Source organism: Halococcus sp. AFM35, assembly GCF_051195015.1.
Taxonomy (GTDB): Archaea; Halobacteriota; Halobacteria; order Halobacteriales; family Halococcaceae; genus Halococcus.
On sequence record NZ_JBNTJU010000001.1, the window covers coordinates 166,361 to 183,690 of the forward strand.

Here is a 17,330-nt window from a genome sequence, read left to right on the forward strand (position 1 = left end):
CGGTCCGACAGGTGGGCATGCCCCGCGAAAGCTATCAGGACCAACTCGAAAGCCTCCGCGAGGACGTCCTCTACATGAGCGAAGTCGTGCTCGAACGCCTGCGAATGGGTCTCGACGCGCTTGCCCGCAAGGACGAGCGCCTCGCCCGCGAGGTCATCGAGGGCGACGACGAGATAAACCGGATGTACCTCGACCTCGAACGCAGCTGTATCGACCTCTTCGCCCTCCAGCAGCCCGTCGCCGGCGACCTTCGGTTCATCGCCGCCTCGTTCAAGATCATCACCGACCTCGAACGGGTCGCCGACCTCGCCACCAACCTCGGCGGCTACACCCTCCAGGCCGAACGCGATGTCTTCCCCGAAGTCGATATCCAGGGCATCGGTCGCTTCACCCAGGAGATGGTCGAGGACGCGATGGACGCCTACGCCGACAACGATACCGACGGCTGCTACGCCATCGACGAGCGCGACGACGAACTCGACGACCTCTGTGAGCGTGCCTCCGAAACCGTCGTCCGCGACCTCATCGAATCCGAACTCGACGCCGAGGACACCGACCAGCTCATGGCCGATGTCTCCAGGCTCTTGCTCACGATTCGGGACCTCGAACGGGTCGGCGACCACGCCGTCAACATCTCCGCACGTACCCTTTACATGGTCGCCAACGACGACGAACTCATCTACTAATCCCCACCTTTTGCTGTGCTCGCTCACTTCGTTCGCTCGCTGGCAAAATCTGGACCAAAAGCCTCCTCACTTCCGATGGTCGTTCGTCGGCCCGCTCACTCGCTCCGCTCGTTCGCGGTACAATCACTGGCGCTCTCCGTCGCCGCACAGTACCGCCTCCGCCGAAGCCCTCGGGCGCTCACTCCGTTCGCGTGCTCGCGGGTCGTTCCTCCCCGCTCGCATTCGAGGCGCTTCGCGCCTCGCTCCCCTCGCCCTTCATCCGCCAGGAACCGCATCCGCACCGCAGCCGCCGCGACCTCAGTCGAGGTCGTCGAGCACTATTGGATCGTAGAACGTCACGTCGTTACGGAGTCGGTTGGGGGCCAGCCACGTCACCGCGAACGTCTCGCCGAGTTCCGGTTCGTGGCCCTCGAATCGCTCGTGCTTGTAGGGCCAGCCCTCGGCGATATCGCCCGCGAAGACCCGCCAGATTTCGTGGCTCCGTTCGCCGTCGAAGGTGAACGTTCGCTCGTAGGTTCCGATGTGAGCGACGTTGGTGAGTGTGACATCGAGTTCCTCGCGGAACTCCCGGACGACCGCGTCGCGGCTGTGCTCGCCGAACTCGACTCCGCCGCCAATGAGCCGGTAGAACGGGTCGTTCTCGTCAGGGTCCTCGTGCTCTGCGACCAGAATCTCGCCGTTTTCGCGCCTGACGGCGGCGAGCGCAACGGGCCTAATCTCTCGCCAACTCATCTGGAACCGTCAAGAGCGGTGGCGGCTGCATATCGTTTGTGATCTGCGGTACGGAACAGTACGGTGGCTGGGTGGTTCCTGGCGGATGAAAGGCGAACGACCGTCGGGAGTGAGAAATTCTGCGGTGCTGTGCGGCCGATGGTTGCAGTGCGGAGCGGTCGTGTCCACGCGAACGAAGTGAGTGTGGTTCACCGCTCGCGCGGTTTGCAAGCGGGGGTTTTTAGTCCAGGTTTTTGCAGGGGGTTCGACCGAGCGCGAAGCGCGAGGGAGGGCCCCTGTAAAAAAGTGGTTATGCGACGTTGTAGCCCTTCTCGCGGAGGAAGTCCTCGATGCGACCCGTATGATTCCCTTGAAGCTCGATGGCGTCGTCCTCGATGGTGCCGCCACAGGCGAACTTCGATTTCAGGTCCGAGGACAGACTCGACATGTCGACGTCCTGTGGGTCGAACCCTTCGACTATCGTTACCTCTTTTCCGTATCTGCGCTCGTCGATGCGGATGGTGATCTGCTGGGACTCTCTGGCGACGTCTTCGCAGACGCAGAGTTCCTCGGGCAGGCCGCACGTCGAGCAGACTTCCGACATTACACCGGAATATACGAGGTGGCCATATTAAATACTGTCGGGACCTCGCTCGCGCGAGCGCCGGAAGCGACCGAGAACCGGCGTGCGTTCGGCGCGAAGCTCCGCGACCAGTGTCCGCGCCTCCGCCGCGTCGGCCTCGCTCACCGTCCCACCGTAGTGAGCCCGCTCGAAGAGTTCGCCGACGCGGGCAGCACGCTCGTCGGCCCCGATGGCAGCGAGATACTCGCGTGGCGTCTCGCCGTTCCGACGCGGGCGGTGCTCGTCGGCGAGCAGGTATTCGAGGCGTTCGAAGCCCCCCTCGACGACCGTCGTTGGCGAGCCGCTCGGCCAGTAACGAAGCCAGAGCGCGCGGTAGAGTCGTTTACCCAGCCCGAATCGGCGTGTGCCCGCCACGAGACCGACGAGCGTGACGAGTCCGAACGCCACCTGCTCGCGCGATGGCGACGGCAGGTCCGGCAATGACGACGAATCGCCGCCCGGCGTCGTGCCCGCAGCCGCTCCCCTGCCGGCCGGCGTTGTCGAGCCGTTCGCCGCGGCCGCCGCGTCCTGCTCGACGGCGCGTTCGAGACCTGCCGGATTGGCCGATTGAGTGGTGTCCGCGCCCGTACTCTCGCTCTCGTCGGCGGTCGTCGTCTCCGTCGTTGGCGTCCACTCGCCGTCCTCCGACTGATTGGTGTCGACGTTCGAGACGTTGCCAGCGCGTGCGTTCTGGAGGTTGCTCTCCTCGACGGCCGACCGCGGTCCGCCCGGCGTCGGGTCGAAGCGCACCCAGCCGGTCTCGGGGAAGTACACCTCGACCCACGCGTGGCTGTCGAGACCGCGGACGACCCACTCGTCCTCCGCAACGCGCTGGCCCGAGGTGTAGCCCGTCACGAACCGCGCTGGGATGTCCTGCGTGCGCAGCATCGTCACCATCGTCGTCGCGTAGTAGGTGCAGTAGCCCTTCCCCATCTCGAAGAGGAACGAATCGGCGATGTTTCCATTGGGTCGGCTGACGTTGAGCGAGTAGTTTTTCGTTCGTTCGAGATGGCGCTCGATGATGCGGGCGGTGTCGTAGGGGTTGTCGGCGTTCGCGGTGAGGCGGTCGGTCCGGTTGGCGACACGGTCGGGCGTGCTCTCGGGCAGTTGTGTGTATCGGCTCCGAAGGCCATCCGGGTAGTCCTGTCCGGCCGAGCGGAGTTCGTCGGCGGTCCAGTTCGGTCGCTGGCTCGTGACGGTGTAGGTCGTGCCGTTGTCGAGCGTTCCATCGGGCTGGAGACCGGCGAGCGAACTCACGCGCGCATCGTCGGCCGGCGCGCCGGAGAGGTCGGTGGGTTTCCACGCCGCCGGCAGAATCGACAGCGGCGTCTTGACGGTGTAGGTCTGGGTGAGTCGTGTCGAATCGCCGGGCGGGCCGGCGAGCGAGCCGTTGTATGGACGGTCGTCGCCGGTCCTGACCCATCCCTGCCCCGTATAGCGGTCGTAGCCGGCCACGCGCCAGTAGTCGGCACTGCTGCTCTCGACGGTGAACCGGACCTTCGGCGAGAGCGATATCGACCCCTGAACGTTCACCTCGTCGCCGCCCGCGAGCAGTCCGGCCTCGACGGTTTCGGGACCGCCTCCGCCCGAGGACACCAGCGGGTCGGTCGCACCGCCGGGAACGATACTGACCAGCGGCGCGAGCACGATCATCGCCGCGAGCACGACGACGAGCGTCTCGACCTGTCGCACGCCGCCGCGGTGGCGTTCGAGGTCGCCGAAACCGACGACGCCGGCGGCCCCGACGACGCCGACGAGCACCACCACCGGTCCCGCATCGCCGGTGAGGACGAAAAACGAGAGCGCCGCGCCGCCGACGAGCGCGCTGGCGACGTAGCGCCGCCGCAGCGCGAAATACCACGTCAGGAACGTCGGCGCGGGCGCGAACCCGACCGCCCAGACGCCCGCCTCCGCGATGCGGAGTATCGACAGCCCCGTCAGGAGTGCAATCACGTCCGACCGCACCACGCCGAGCGACCGGAGAAGCACGCCGCCGTTCGGCACCGCCTGCACGTAGCTCCAGAGACCGACCGCGAACAGCCCAGCCGCGAGGACGGGCGCGAGAAACGCCGGCAGGAAGCGTGCGAGCAGCGTCGCCGCGAGCAGGCTGCCGGCGACGAACAGGACCAATCTGTCGGTGCCGCCGGCGATGTCGGTGATAGTGGCGAGAACCGCGAGATACGACCCCATGAGCAGCGCCGCCGCGCCGAGGGCGAGCGCACGCCGCGACCAATCGCCGACCCACGAACGGCCGGTCGCGACGCTCACGGCTCCACCCCGGCGGTCGTGCCGCCGTCGGTAGCCACGGCGCTCGACCCCCCTGTCACGCGCTCGAACGGTAGCTCACGACCCTCGACCGTGAGTCGCGTGCCGCGGTCGTCGGCGAGCACGCGAACGTCGGCGTCGCGCTCGACGCGACCCGGTCCCGTTCGGGCGAGCGCACTCAACACCCGCTCGCGCTGTGGCTCGCCGCCGGCGCGCTCGACCCGTCCATCGGGATAGCACAGCGAAACGACGATTCCGGCATCGAGCAGTGCGACGGCGACGCTCGCGGCCGCGCTCGCCATCGCGTCGGCGTGGCCGGCGGTCGACTCGGCGACGAGAGTGAGACCGGTCAGCTCCCGCGTGCCGTCGAACTCCATCACCACGAGGTCGTCGCGTTTCGCGCTGGATTTCCAGTGTACATCTCTGAGGCTGTCGCCGGGGACGTACTCGCGGAGTTCGTCGAAGCGTTCGCGGTGGTCGGTACGTTCGACGGCACCGCCGAGCACGCCCGCGGCCGCGAGGTCCTCGACTGGCGGGTAGACGAGCACGGGCGTGCGTTTCGGGTACTCGAAGGTCTTCGAGAACAGCCCGAACACGTCCGTGACCGTGAGCGCGAGCGGCCCGAGCCGGCGCTCGCCGCGGGCTTCGAGTTCGACCTCGTACTCGACCGTCGTGGGAACGCTCAGCGTCGCCGAAGTGAACTCCGAGCGAAGCCCGTCGCCGACCTCTTCGGTGACCCGCGCCGAGAGCGGCTGGCCACTCTCGACGACGAGTTCGATTCGTCGAACGTCGCCCGGAAACCCCGCCGCGGGCTGGCTCCGGGTGATGGTGGGTCGCTCGGCGAGGAGCAACTGGGCGGCGGCCGCGGCGAGCGCGACCAGTGCCGGGACGACGAGCGCGTTCAGCGAGCGCGCGCCGAAGGTGATGGCGAGCCAGACGGCGAGCGCACAGACCGCGACGAGCGCGAGCGCGCGGCGCGTCGGTCTCATTCGACGCGGACCGCCGACAGCGCCGCCCGAATCACGTCCTCACCCGTGCTCTCGGTGTCCGCGACCGGGCGCACGCGATGGGCGAGCGTCACCACCGCCTCGTGCTGGATGTCGTCGGGAATCACGTACTCGCGCCCGTCGAGGGCGGCCCGCGCCTGTCCGGCACGCAAAAGCGACAGCGAGCCACGCGGGCTGACGCCGAGCCGGGCGCGCTCGCGGGTGTGATTGGCGATTCTGGTGACGTATTCGCGGACGGGCTGCTCGACCGTGATTTCGGCGACGGTCGCGCGGGCGGCCCGGAGTTCGTCGAGCGTGGCGACCGGTTCGAGCGTCTCGATTGGGTGGGTTCCCACCACGTTGTCGAGCATCGCCGATTCGGCGCTCGGGTCGGGGTAGCCGAGTTCGAGGCGCTTCATGAAGCGGTCGACCTCGGCCAGCGGGAGTTCATAGGTACGATTGCGCTCGACGGCGTTTTGGGTCGCAATCACGGTGAAAGGGTCCGGAAGCGAACGAGTCGTGCCGTCGACGGTGACTTGGGCCTCCTCCATCGCTTCGAGGAGCGCGCTCTGGGTCTTGGGTGGGGCGCGATTGATCTCGTCGCCGAGCACGACGTTGGCGAAGAGGGGCCCGGGCTGAAAGTCGAACTCCCTGGTCTTCTGGTTGAAGACGTTTACCCCTGTCACGTCCGAAGGAAGGAGGTCAGGCGTGAACTGAACGCGGCTGAACGAGCACTCGAACGAGCGCGCCACCGCGCGTGCGAGCATCGTCTTCCCGACCCCCGGAACGTCTTCGAGCAGGACGTGTCCGCGCGCGAGCATCGCCGTCACGATGTGTTCGATGGCGTCGTGGCTGCCGACGATGACCTCCTCGGTGTTCTCGATGACGGTGCGAGCGAGGTCGCCGGTCTCTTCGACGGAGAGCCGAGGTGGGCGGTCAGTCGTGGTGGCAGCAGGCCGTCCCCCGTCCGTGTCGGCGTTCGTGTCCGTCATTGGTCATGTAGTGATGTGGATACGCTCGAACTGGGAACGAGACACTCATACCGGCCCATTTGCACTCTTGTCGGGCCGAGCGTTTGTAACGTTACTGCTTTGGTGTGTCTGTCACACGCACGGATGGTTGAACTCGCCGGTCACACAATCGAGCGCGGACGGCGACGCGATTCCAGAAAGCGGATATAGCCGCTTTCCATACCGCCGTTCGATGGCCCTCTCCGAGGAGGCAACGGAGCGTCTCGCCGACGTGGTGGCCCTCCAGCCGACGAAGAACGGCGAACTCGAAGAGCGCTGGGACATGGACAGCGGTAGCGAGGTCCACCAGTACCTCGAAAACGAACTCAAGGCGTACTACTACCGCGACGAGGACAGTTTGATTCGCGCGACCGCCGACGCCGCCGACCTCGTCGGAGCCGACACCGAGAGCGACGGCCCACGAACGGTGAAAGTCCCCGAACTCCAAGCACAGGTCTTCGAGGTCGTCGCCGACGCCGCTGACCGGGCCGAGAGTGTCGTTTCGGTCCTCCACAAGCTCCGTGATACCCACGACATTGACCCCGCCGCCGAGGACGTGCGCTCGGCGCTGCGCGGTCTCGCCCGCCGTGGCGTCGTCGAGGTCGTTCAGAAGACCGTGCCGACGTTTCGGCTGGCCGTCGAGCGCGAGAGCGTGGTCGTCGAAGCGCTCGACGAGTAGCTACTCTTCGGGTCGCTGGCGCGCGCGCCGGTCGGCGAGCAGTCGGTCGATTGCCCTCCCGGGACCGCCCTCGATTGGCCAGCCCTGCGAGCGCCACGTGGGTGGCTCGGGTTCGAACTCCGAACAGGACCCCGAACACTCGGCGGCGCTCTGGTGTCTCCCTTTGGCCGCACACCACGGCAGGGCCGTTCGGCCGGACTCACGGAGTTCGAAGTGTCGGCAATCCGGGCGCATCGTATCGATATACGAGCGCCAGCCGCGCTCGTAGGCCCGTTCGGCGATGGCAAGTCGTTTCTCGGCCTTCCACTCCGGACTGGCGAACTCGACGGTCGCCGCACCGCCACTATCGGCCCGCTCAGTGATGCGCGTGCCCGACTCGCCGGCGGCGAGCGTCCGGGGATGCCACGCGACCGTCGCCGCGTCATCCTCCGCATCGAAGACGAGAACGCCTGCCTCGACGGGGAAGTCCTCCAGCAGAACGGGCTCGATGGAGTTTCCCGTGCGGGCGGTGGCGACCCAGACCTCATCACAGAGCGCGAGTGCCACGTCGCGTTCGACTTGACCCGCGAGGGCGCGCGCGGCGCTCGCATCGAGGTCGGGCTTGTTCTCGATGGCGACCACCCGCTCGACCCAGTTCGGATATTTCCACTTACGACGGAGTTCGATGCGATTTCCTCGACTGCGGGTTTCGACGATGTCCCGACCGGCGGCGCGGTGGACCGCCTCGCGGACGTATCGCCACGGAAAGTCGGGTTTGGGGAGGCACTCCTGATACCATTTCCACTCGGCGGGCGCGTTCTCGACCACATGTAGCAGGTCGCCGTCGAGCGCGCGTGGACCGAAGCGCGCTCTGCGGGCGAGCTTTTTCCGACTGGCCTCGATTATCACCGTGTCCCAGCGGCGGTGTTTGGTGCCGAGTTGGCGCGCGACGATGGCCGCCGTGTCGGCGTCGAGTGTGCCACCGGGCGGCCAGTTGCGCTCGGTCCAGCCGCACACCCCGAGTTCGAAGACGAACTCGCTGTCGGCGCTCACGATGGTTCGGGAGCCGACTGGTCAGTAGCCTCCATCGTCGAGGAAGTCGTGGGCCTCCCGGAAGATGTCGCGTGGGCCGTCCTGCGTGATGGTGTTGAGCGCCTGTTGGTAGTCGCGCCACTGGTGGTCGCGGTGTTCGTGCGAGAGCTCGGCGCTCGCTTCCTCGGACTCGGCGATGAACAGGTGGACAGTTTTGTGAATGGTCTCGCCGCCGGCCTGAAACACGTAGTCGTACTCGCGGCGGAACCCATCTAGGAGTCTGAAGTCGCTGATGCCCGCTTCCTCCGTTACTTCTCGAATCGCCGTCTGCTGGAGTTCTTCCTCGCCCTCGACGCCGCCTTTGGGGAACTCCCAGTCCCCGGGGCGGCTCTTGAGCAGGAGGTACTCGCGGCGGCCCCTCGTGTCACGAAAGAGGATAGCCCCCGCGCTCGTCGCTTCGACTGCCATTGGCCTGACTATTCGGGCAGCCTTTAACTGGTTGTTGTTTCGCCCGCTGTGCGGGACCAACCGAGCGTGTTTTGAGGTATCCGAACGACCACCGAACATGCCTTTCGTCACGAAACTCGACCTCACGAGCGGCGACCGGGGCGCGCTCGACCGGGTGGTCGAGGACGTCAAAGAGACCGCTGCGCGCAAGGGCGTCGAGTTCGGCGGCCCGCACGCGGGCCAGCCCCGCCAGCAGCGCGCGCCCCAGTCGAAACGACTCTCGACGACCGGCGGCCGGTTTTCCGACTGGACCTACACCGTCTATTCACGAACCATCGAAATCGTCGGCCACGACGAGTTCGCCCGCAGCGTCGCCGGCGGCGAGTTCCCCGCCGGCGTCCACGTCGAGGTCGAAATCGAACAGGTGCGCTGAGTCGTTCGGATTTAAGCTTCGGCGGCTTGCAGTCGGTGTATGCAGGAGACGCGCCACGACGAACTCGTCCAGTTGCGCCGCGACCTCCACCGCCATCCCGAACCCGCATGGCGGGAGTTCTACACCACGAGCCGCATCGTCGCCGAATGCGAGCGCATCGGCGTCGACGAGTTATACGTCGGTCCCGACGCCCTTGCTGACGACGAGCGCACGGCCGTGCCCGACGACGCCGAACTCGAAGACTGGCGCGACCGCGCCCGCGAGGCCGGCGCACGGGAGGACGTTCTCGACCGGCTTTCGGGTGGGTACACCGGCGTGGTGGCGGTGCTCGAACGCGGCGCGGGACCCACGGTCGCTCTTCGAGTCGATATCGACGGCCTGCTCCGCGAGGAATCCGACTCCGAAGAGCACACACCGGTCAGGGAGGGCTTTCGCTCCGAGACGGGGGCGATGCACGCCTGCGGGCACGACGCCCACGCGGCCATCGGCATCGGGGTGCTCGAAGCCATTGCCGAGCAAAGCTCAGCAGGCAGTCAGAACTCGAAGAGTTCTGACGACATCAAAGAGAGCGATTTCCGGGGGACTCTGAAGGTGCTCTTCCAGCCGGGCGAGGAGATGGTCGCCGGCGGGAAGCCGATGGCCGAAAGCGGCCATCTCGACGACGTGGACTACCTGCTCGCCGTGCATGTGGGTCTCGACCATCCCACCGGCGAGGTGGTCGCTGGCATCGACGGGTTCCTCGCGGTCCATCACTTCCGTGCGGAGTTCACAGGCATGTCGGCCCACGCCGGCGGCAAGCCAAACGAGGGCGACAACGCCGTGCAGGCGATGGCGACCGCGGTGCAAAACCTCTATGCTATCCCGCGCCACGACGACGGCCCGACTCGCGTGAACGCCGGGATGGTCGGCGGCGGCACCGCGACCAACATCATCCCCGAGGAGGCGTTCATCGAGGGTGAAGTCCGCGGTCGGAGCACGGGGCTGATGGAGTACACTCGTGAGCGTGCCGAGCGCGTCCTCGAAAACGCCGCCGGAATGCACGGCTGTTCGGTCGAGACCTCGACGGTCGGTGGTGCGCCGAGCGCGACGAGCGACGAAGCACTCGTGGCCATCGTTCACGACATCATCGCCGGGATGGACGTGGTCGAAACGCCGACCGAGCGCGACGACCTCGGCGGCAGCGAGGACGCGACCTACCTCATGCGAAAAGTCCAGGAAGACGGCGGTCACGCGGCCTACGTCTGTGTCGGTACCGACCATCCCGGCGGCCATCACACTGCAACCTTCGACGTCGACGAGGAGTCCATCGCCATCGGCGTCGATATCCTCACCGATTCGATTCGTGAAATCGCCGAGCGAAGGCCGTAGCCCGCGAGATTCAGTTCGACTGTGGCTGGGCCGGTACCTGCGGACGGCCGTCGGATGGCATCGACCGTTCGGCATCGTCTATCAACCGACGTTTGGAGTTGTAGACCACGATGAGGCTGCTGACGGCCATCATGAGCGCAGCCAGCAGCGGCGTGATAATCCCTGTGACGGCGAGCGGAATCGCAACGGCGTTGTACGCACCCGCCCAGACGAGATTCTGTTTGATGCGCCCGCGCGTCGCGCCCGCCAACGCGAACAGTTCGGGTACGGCGTCGAGGCGGTCGTCCATCACGACGGCGTCAGCGGCCTCGATGGCGATTTCGGTGCCGCTTGCGACAGCAACCCCCAAATCCGCGCTCGCAAGCGCCGGCGCGTCGTTCGTCCCGTCGCCGACCATCGTCGTCGTTCCGCGCTCGCACAGGCCGCGGACGATTGCGCCCTTCGACTCGGGGCGCACGCCCGAAAAGACCTGGTCGACGTCGGGATGGTCCGCGAACGTGCCCGTCATCCGCTCGTCGTCGCCGGTCAACACGACGATTTCGCGCTCGACCGTTGCGAGTTCCGAGACGACATCTGCCCAGCCCTCGCGGGGCGTATCGCGGACCGTCACCAGTCCCTGCACTTCGCCGTCCCACGCGACCGCCGTCGGGTGCGTTCCGGATTCGTAGGCTTCCGTGACTGCTTGCTCGATTCCCTCGGGGGTCATCCACTCCTCACCGAACGAGTCGGGATGGCCGACGACCACGCGGGTGTCCTCGACGAGCGCCGAGACGGTGCGGTCGGCGCGTTCGAACTCCGCAACCGAGCGGGTGGTCGGCGGTGCGGCCGCGTCGATGGCGGCGGCGATGGGATGGCTCGACCGGCGCTCGACGGCGGCGGCCATCGCAAGCACTTCGTCCTCGTTTTCGCCGACGACGTCGGCGAATTCCATTTTTCCTGTGGTGAGCGTCCCGGTTTTATCGAAGACGACGATGTCCGAGTCGTCGATTCGTTCGAGCACGGTCTCGTTGAGCACGAGCATCCGGTTGTCGGCGGCGTCGCGGGTGGCCGCCGCGAGCGCGAGCGGCGTGGCGATGCCGAGCGAGCACGGACAGGAGATGACGAGCACTGAAACGCCGGCCAGCAGGGCCTCACTCGGCGCGTTGCCGAGCGCGAGCCAGCCCACCGTTGTGAGCACGGCGAGCGAGACCACGAGCGGGACGAACACGACCGCGAAGCGATTGACGAGGCGCTGAACACCGGAGTCCGAACTCTTGACGCTCCAGAGCAGTTCGACGAGCCGGTCGATGGTGCTGGTCGCATCGGGCCCCACCTCGACGACGAGTGCGCTGTCGGTGAGCACCGACCCACCCAGTACCTCGTCGCCGGCGGCCTTGCGCTGGGGGACGGATTCGCCGGTGACGAGCGCCTCGTCGATGGCGGCGGTCCCTTCGGCGATGGCCCCATCCACAGGAATCCGCTCGCCGGGCTTGACGAGCAGCCGGTCGCCCGGTTCGCAGGCGTCGATATCGATTGTCTCGGTACTGTCGCCGACCATCCGGCGCGCCTCGCTCGTCCGCGAGTCGGTGAGGGCGGCCCGGTTGCCGAGTGCGGCGCGCTTGACCCGTGACTCGACGTGATTGCCGATGGTGACGATGCCGAGGACCATCACCGCGACGTCGAAGTAGGGGTCGCGCCCGCCAGTCAGAAACGTCGCCATCGAGTAGCCATAGGCTGCGAGCACGGCGATGGCGATGAGCACGTCCATGTTCGGTCGGCCGACGCGCAGGCTCACGTAGGCCCCCCGGAAGATGGGGTAGCCAAGCCCGATGAGAATCAGCGTGCTCCAGACCGCGAGCGGGCCGAACACCATCGCCTCGATGGTCGTCCCGTAGAGGAAGCTCTCGGGATAGATGCCGAGATAGACGGGATAGATGAACAGCACGTAGGGAATCAACACCGGCATCATCACCACTGCGGCGAGAATCGCACGGTATTTCCCGAACTCGACGCGCGAACGCAGCGAGTCGTCCTCCTCGTCGGGACCGCTCGCACGATAGCCGAGCCGGCTGACGGCTTCGGCGAGCGCGTCGCGGTCGGTCTCGTCGGGGTCGTAGACGACCCGCAGCATCTCGGTCGCGTAGCTCGCGCGCGCCTCGTGAACACCCCCGACCTCCTCGGCGAGCAGTTCGATGAACCCCTCGCAGGTCTGGCAGTGCATCCCGTCCACCGAGAGATACGCCGTCTCCGCGCCGTCGAGAACCGAGAGTTCGGGGTCCTCGTCGGTGGCGCGCTCACGGATGGCCGTAATCGAGAGCTCGGTCTCCTCGTTATCTCCGACGAGGCGGGCGACTTCGAGACAGCCACGACAGCAAAAGTCGCCGTCGACATCCGGGTCGGTGACTGGCTCCTCGACGGGGAGTTCACAGAGCGTGCACGCTGCCATTCAGGCGCTCCCACCCGGTCCGGTGAGGGGCTGGTAGTAGGGAATGTCCGGCAGCGGGAGTGCGATGCCAAAGCGCATGAAACCCATCGCCAGCAGTACGTAACCGAGACCGATGAACAGTACGCCAAGCCCGTAGTGGACGACCTGTCGCTGGCGCGCGCTCACCGACTGGATGACCGTCCCGTAGAGGAACACACTGGGAATCGTACCGAGACCGAGCGCGCCGAGTGCGAGGAATCCATGCAGGGGCGACCCCTGTGCGAAGGCGTAGAGGAAGGCGGGATAGAGCAGCATGCACGGGAGCAGGCCGTGGAGCGCGCCCAAACCCATGATACCGACGCCGTTGACCCAGCGGTCGATGCGCGTTGAGATGGCCGTATAACTGCGCGCGAACAGTGACCCGAGACCGGTGCCGGCGACGATGCCCTCGACCGCGCCCTGTCGATAGCCCGCGAGCCGCGTCGCGCCCATCACGACAATGGCTCCGCCCATGAGGACGCCGACCGCGCCCTGCATCGGACCGAGCACGCCCGCGAGTTCGACAGTGCCGTACAACGCCGCGCCGGCGAGACCGAAAATTCCGCCGATGAGTGCGTAACTGACCGTGCGCCCGAGGTTGAAGAGGGCGTGCTGGCGCACTTCGTAGAGGGTGAGCGCGCCCGACCAGCGGTCGTCCGACTCCATGCGCTCGGCGTAGGTCGCAACGAGTGGTCCGCACATCCCGATACAGTGTGCGCCGCCGAACAAGCCAATCAGAAAGAACACCGCCAGCCCGTAGCCGCCCGTGGCGAGTCCCGATAGCTGACCGGAAACACCCATCCCAAGGTCTGCGAGCGGGCTGGCAACCATTGGAACCGATAGGATGCGGCCGAGGTAATGGGTTCTGGTTCGATGCTCGAACGACGAACACGGACGTGGATTTCGGCGGCTCCGACCGCCCGGCGGTGGCGGCCGGCGGTGCGATCCTGGTGGATGAAGGGCGAGGCGCGTGGTGTGAGCGTAGCGAACACCGCGACCGAAGGGAGCGCGCCGAGGGCTTCGGCGGTGCTGTGCGGTACGGTTTGCGGAGAACAAAGTGTCCGCACGAGCGTAGCGAGTGCGGTTCACGAGAGACGCTTCGCGTCTCTCTGGCTCTCGCTCACTCTCTGCGGTCGTTCACGAGAACACCGCTCGCGCGGTTTTGCGAGCGGAAGTTTTTAGCGTAGCTTTTTGCAAGCGGGGGTGCGCGACCGAGCGGCACGAGGGAGCGCATCCCCCCGCAGTAAAAAGGTACTATTGGAAGGTGCGGCCGACCTCGCGTTCCTCGGTGGCGGGTTCGCCGCTGTCGAAGCGCTCTTCGATTTCGTCGTAGCGTTCTCTGGTCTCGGCGGTGACGCTCGGGGTGACTTCCCCGAGTGCCTGCTCGAAGTGGTCGTCGTCGATGCGGACGTTGCCGACGCTGCCGTCCATGTCCTCGGGGTCGGTCATCGAGATGAACTCCCGCGTCGCGGCCATCGCGGCCTCGCGCGTGACCGCCTCGATGTCCGCGCCGACGTAGCCCTCCGTCCGCCGGGCGAGGTCCGCGAGGTCCACGCCGTCGGCGAGCGGTTTGTCGCGCGTGTGGACTGCGAAGATGGCTTTCCGAGCGTCCTCGTCGGGCACCGGGACGTGCACATGCCTGTCGAGCCGGCCCGGGCGGAGCAGCGCGCTGTCGATGAGATCGGGTCTGTTGGAGGTGGCGATGACCACGACGTCCTCCAGCTCTTCGAGACCATCGAGTTCGGTCAGCAGCTGGGAGACGACGCGCTCGCCCACGCCCGAGTCGCCCATGTTGCGGCCGCGCTCGCCCGCGATGGCGTCGATTTCGTCGAAGAAGATGACCGTGGGAGCGTTCTCGCGTGCCTTGGAGAACACTTCCCTGACGCCCTTCTCCGACTCGCCGACGAACTTGTTGAGCAGTTCGGGACCCTTGATGGAGATGAAGTTCGACTCGGCCTCGTTGGCGATGGCTTTGGCGAGCAGCGTCTTGCCGGTGCCGGGCGGGCCGTACATCATCACGCCCTTGGCGGCGTTCATGTCCATCGCCTCGAACACGTCGGGGTAGTCGAGCGGCCACTGGACGGTCTCGCGGAGGCGTTCCTTGGTGTCGTCGAGTCCGCCGACGCTGTCCCACGTCACGTCGGGCACCTCGACGAAGACCTCCCGGAGCGCGCTCGGCTCGATACCCTTGAGCGCGCTCTTCACGTCGTCGCGGGTGACCTGCATCGATTCGAGCACCTCGGCGTCGATCTCCTCCTCGTCGAGGTCGAGTTCCGGGCGAATCCTGCGGAGGGCGTTCATCGCCGACTCCTTGGCAAGGGATTCGAGGTCCGACCCGACGAATCCATGCGTGTTCTCGGCATAGGTGTCGAGGTCGATGTCCTCCGCGAGCGGCATTCCGCGCGTGTGGACCTGCAGGATCTCCTTGCGACCCTCCTTGTCGGGCACGCCGATCTCGATCTCGCGGTCGAACCGGCCGCCGCGCCGGAGCGCGGGGTCGATGGCGTCCACGCGGTTGGTGGCCGCAATCACGGTGACCTGCCCGCGCTCTTCGAGACCATCCATCAGGCTGAGGAGCTGGGCCACGACGCGGCGCTCGACGTCGCCGGACGTCTCGTCGCGTTTCGGTGCAATCGAGTCGATTTCGTCGATGAAGACGATGGCCGGCTCGTTCTCCTCGGCCTCGTCGAACATCTCCCGGAGCTGTTCCTCGCTCTCGCCGTAGTACTTCGACATGATTTCCGGCCCGGAAATCGTCTCGAAGTGGGCGTCGATCTCGTTCGCCACGGCTTTGGCGATGAGGGTCTTACCGGTGCCGGGCGGCCCATGCAAGAGGACCCCCTTGGGCGGGTCGATGCCCAACTGCTGGAACAGTTCGGGGTGGCGCATCGGCAGCTCTATCATCTCCCGGACCTGTTCGAGTTCGCGGTCGAGTCCGCCGATGTCCTCGTAGGTCACCGACGGGGTGGTTGCGCCGTCGCCGCCACCGCCGGCGTCGGCAACGATTTCCTCGGCTGGCTTCTCGCTGATCTCGATGTCGGTGTTCTCGGCGACGATGACCGTGCCGTCGGGGTCGGTCTCGGCGACTCGGAGGGGAATGCGTTGACCCGACCCGCCCGAAAATGGCCCGAACCCGAGCGAGAACGGGATGGTCTGGCCCTGCGTGATGGCCTGTCCCGAGAGCTTGTCCTGAACGTACGGACCGATGTTGCCCCGAATGCGGAGGTTCTGTGGCAACGCCACAGTAACTGATTGAGCTGGCTTCACATCCGCTTTCTCGACGCTCACGCGGTCATCGATGCCCACTTGGGCTTCGCTACGCAGTTGGCCGTCGATGCGGATCACGCCCTGTCCCTGGTCGTCGGGATAACCCGGCCAGACGCGCGCGATGGCGCGGCCCTCGCCGGCCTCGATGAGGATGTAATCGCCGTTTTCGAGGTCGAGTTCGTCCATCGCCGCGCGGTCGACCGCCGCCAGTCCGCGCCCGGCGTCCTTCTGTTTGAGCGGTTTGACGGTGAGTTCCATTACGCTACCTCGACGGTGAGAACGCCGTTCTTGATAGTCGCTTCGGCCGTTCCGGATTCGGGAATCTCGAAGTCGGCCTGCTCGTCGCCGCGCACGACCATCACAGTTCCATCAACGACGTCGACCGCCGCCTCGCCCGCGTCGAGGCCGATGTCGGCCGCATAGACCACGCTATCCGCGTACTCGTAGCGGCTCAGCGCGTCGGCGTCTCGCTCGTCGAACTGCTGGAGTTCTGGTGTCATCCTAACTCTGGGTTAGGACTACTACTATATAAACCTTCCTCAAAATTGGGTCCCCCGTGTGGGGCCAGCGGGCCGAACGGTGGGGTTGCGGTTCAGGGGCGAATTAGGTCTCGGTATGAAAAACGCTGCCGGTGTTCGTGTAATCAATCAGGATTTCCGAGGGCCATGTCGGAGGGTCCGTGTGCAAGGGCGAAAGGTTCGTTGCCAGCAAATGCCACACGCGAGGTGACGGAAGGATCGGAAGTATCGAACCGTCGGCTATCGGTGGTTCGGCGGAGAGCTACGAGATGAACTCGTTGTTGCGCCAGTCGACGCCCTTGCTCGCGGCCGGGCCCTCCGAGGGGTCCTCGACGACTTCGAGGGAGGCGGGGCGGTCCTCGCCGTCGACGATACGGGTGGCGCTGAGCTCGCCCTCGCGGGCGGTGATCGCCGTCAGAGTACCCTTCTCGGCGATGCGGGCGATGTCTCGGAGAACCTCGAACATCGCGTACTGGACGGCGGTGTTCTGGAGGACGGTCTCGCGGTCGCCCTTGAAACAGGCGTACTCGACGAGTTCGGAGGGTGGCATCTCGTCCTCCTCGCCGGGACCGCCCCAGCGCGGGCCGCCGGCGGGTGGTTTCTGCTCTTCGGGTGGTTCCTCGTAGACCCGGTTTTCGGTCACGCTGGCCTTCAACTGTGCCGTCGGCGTATATTTACTAAGGGAGTCGTCGTCGGCGATGGCGCTGACGATGAGCGTGTTGTTCCGACGGGTGAGGTCGACCGACTGGAGTTCCTCGGGGAGGGTCGGGTCGTCGAGGAACTCGTGCAGGTCTTCGAGGGGCAGTTCGAGCGTCGAGTGGAGTTTGAATACACAGTCGTTCATTGTATCACCGGCAGTCGGGCGTGCTGCCGACGCTGCCCGT

At 66.3% G+C, this 17,330-nt stretch carries 16 protein-coding genes; 4 read left to right on the top strand and 12 right to left on the bottom strand.

From position 1 onward, the window contains the following. Positions 1-17: 17 nt before the first annotated feature. Positions 18-686, top strand: a complete 669-nt coding sequence (phoU, locus tag ACQUQO_RS01010; RefSeq protein ID WP_435076070.1) for a phosphate signaling complex protein PhoU — start codon at positions 18-20, stop codon at positions 684-686. Between the two features lie 297 nt (positions 687-983). Here the strand turns inward: phoU and ACQUQO_RS01015 are convergent, their stop codons facing one another. The 5 genes from ACQUQO_RS01015 to ACQUQO_RS01035 all read right to left on the bottom strand — a co-directional run bounded on the left by ACQUQO_RS01015 (position 984) and on the right by ACQUQO_RS01035 (position 6,262). Then, complete coding sequence (locus tag ACQUQO_RS01015) at positions 984-1,418, bottom strand: NUDIX domain-containing protein (RefSeq protein ID WP_435076071.1); 435 nt, start codon at positions 1,416-1,418, stop codon at positions 984-986. Positions 1,419-1,707: 289 nt separating this feature from the next. Beyond that, on the bottom strand, positions 1,708-2,001 hold the full coding sequence (gene yciH, locus ACQUQO_RS01020) for a stress response translation initiation inhibitor YciH (protein ID WP_435076072.1): 294 nt from the start codon (positions 1,999-2,001) through the stop codon (positions 1,708-1,710). A gap of 27 nt (positions 2,002-2,028) precedes the next feature. Further along, positions 2,029-4,287 carry a transglutaminase TgpA family protein gene (locus tag ACQUQO_RS01025; RefSeq protein WP_435076073.1) on the bottom strand — a complete coding sequence of 753 codons (2,259 nt, stop codon included), beginning with the start codon at positions 4,285-4,287 and terminating at the stop codon, positions 2,029-2,031. Further along, positions 4,284-5,273, bottom strand: a complete 990-nt coding sequence (locus ACQUQO_RS01030; RefSeq protein WP_435076074.1) for a DUF58 domain-containing protein — start codon at positions 5,271-5,273, stop codon at positions 4,284-4,286. Before ACQUQO_RS01030 ends, ACQUQO_RS01025 begins: the two co-directional genes overlap by 4 nt. Then, positions 5,270-6,262, bottom strand: coding sequence for an AAA family ATPase (locus ACQUQO_RS01035; protein ID WP_435076075.1), 993 nt, complete (start codon positions 6,260-6,262; stop codon positions 5,270-5,272). The genes ACQUQO_RS01030 and ACQUQO_RS01035 overlap by 4 nt, the downstream gene beginning before the upstream one ends. A 211-nt stretch (positions 6,263-6,473) precedes the next feature. On the opposite strand from ACQUQO_RS01035, the gene ACQUQO_RS01040 reads away from it, so the two are divergent. Continuing rightward, complete coding sequence (locus ACQUQO_RS01040) at positions 6,474-6,959, top strand: DUF5797 family protein (protein ID WP_435076076.1); 486 nt, start codon at positions 6,474-6,476, stop codon at positions 6,957-6,959. Here ACQUQO_RS01040 and ACQUQO_RS01045 read toward each other — a convergent pair whose 3' ends face one another. Further along, positions 6,960-7,991 (bottom strand): DUF5787 family protein, encoded by a 1,032-nt coding sequence (locus ACQUQO_RS01045; RefSeq protein WP_435076077.1) that lies wholly within the window; start codon positions 7,989-7,991, stop codon positions 6,960-6,962. Between the two features lie 21 nt (positions 7,992-8,012). Continuing rightward, entirely contained in the window at positions 8,013-8,438 is a 426-nt protein-coding gene (locus ACQUQO_RS01050) for a bis(5'-nucleosyl)-tetraphosphatase (protein WP_435076078.1), read from the bottom strand. A 97-nt stretch (positions 8,439-8,535) separates the two neighbouring features. Between ACQUQO_RS01050 and ACQUQO_RS01055 the strand changes: the two genes are divergently transcribed. Further along, positions 8,536-8,850 carry a 30S ribosomal protein S10 gene (locus tag ACQUQO_RS01055; protein WP_435076079.1) on the top strand — a complete coding sequence of 105 codons (315 nt, stop codon included), beginning with the start codon at positions 8,536-8,538 and terminating at the stop codon, positions 8,848-8,850. Between the two features lie 39 nt (positions 8,851-8,889). After that, entirely contained in the window at positions 8,890-10,218 is a 1,329-nt protein-coding gene (locus ACQUQO_RS01060) for an amidohydrolase (protein ID WP_435076080.1), read from the top strand. 10 nt (positions 10,219-10,228) lie between these two features. Here the strand turns inward: ACQUQO_RS01060 and ACQUQO_RS01065 are convergent, their stop codons facing one another. The 5 genes from ACQUQO_RS01065 to ACQUQO_RS01085 all read right to left on the bottom strand — a co-directional run bounded on the left by ACQUQO_RS01065 (position 10,229) and on the right by ACQUQO_RS01085 (position 17,290). Further along, complete coding sequence (locus ACQUQO_RS01065) at positions 10,229-12,643, bottom strand: heavy metal translocating P-type ATPase (RefSeq protein ID WP_435076081.1); 2,415 nt, start codon at positions 12,641-12,643, stop codon at positions 10,229-10,231. Further along, positions 12,644-13,492 (bottom strand): sulfite exporter TauE/SafE family protein, encoded by an 849-nt coding sequence (locus ACQUQO_RS01070; RefSeq protein ID WP_435076082.1) that lies wholly within the window; start codon positions 13,490-13,492, stop codon positions 12,644-12,646. A 423-nt stretch (positions 13,493-13,915) separates the two neighbouring features. After that, on the bottom strand, positions 13,916-16,186 hold the full coding sequence (locus tag ACQUQO_RS01075; RefSeq protein WP_435076083.1) for a CDC48 family AAA ATPase: 2,271 nt from the start codon (positions 16,184-16,186) through the stop codon (positions 13,916-13,918). After that, positions 16,186-16,428 carry a DUF7127 family protein gene (locus tag ACQUQO_RS01080; protein ID WP_435076084.1) on the bottom strand — a complete coding sequence of 81 codons (243 nt, stop codon included), beginning with the start codon at positions 16,426-16,428 and terminating at the stop codon, positions 16,186-16,188. The genes ACQUQO_RS01075 and ACQUQO_RS01080 overlap by 1 nt, the downstream gene beginning before the upstream one ends. Before the next feature lie 280 nt (positions 16,429-16,708). Beyond that, positions 16,709-17,290: a DUF7110 family protein gene (locus tag ACQUQO_RS01085; RefSeq protein WP_435076085.1), complete on the bottom strand. Its 582-nt coding sequence runs from the start codon at positions 17,288-17,290 to the stop codon at positions 16,709-16,711. Between the last annotated feature and the right edge of the window lie 40 nt (positions 17,291-17,330).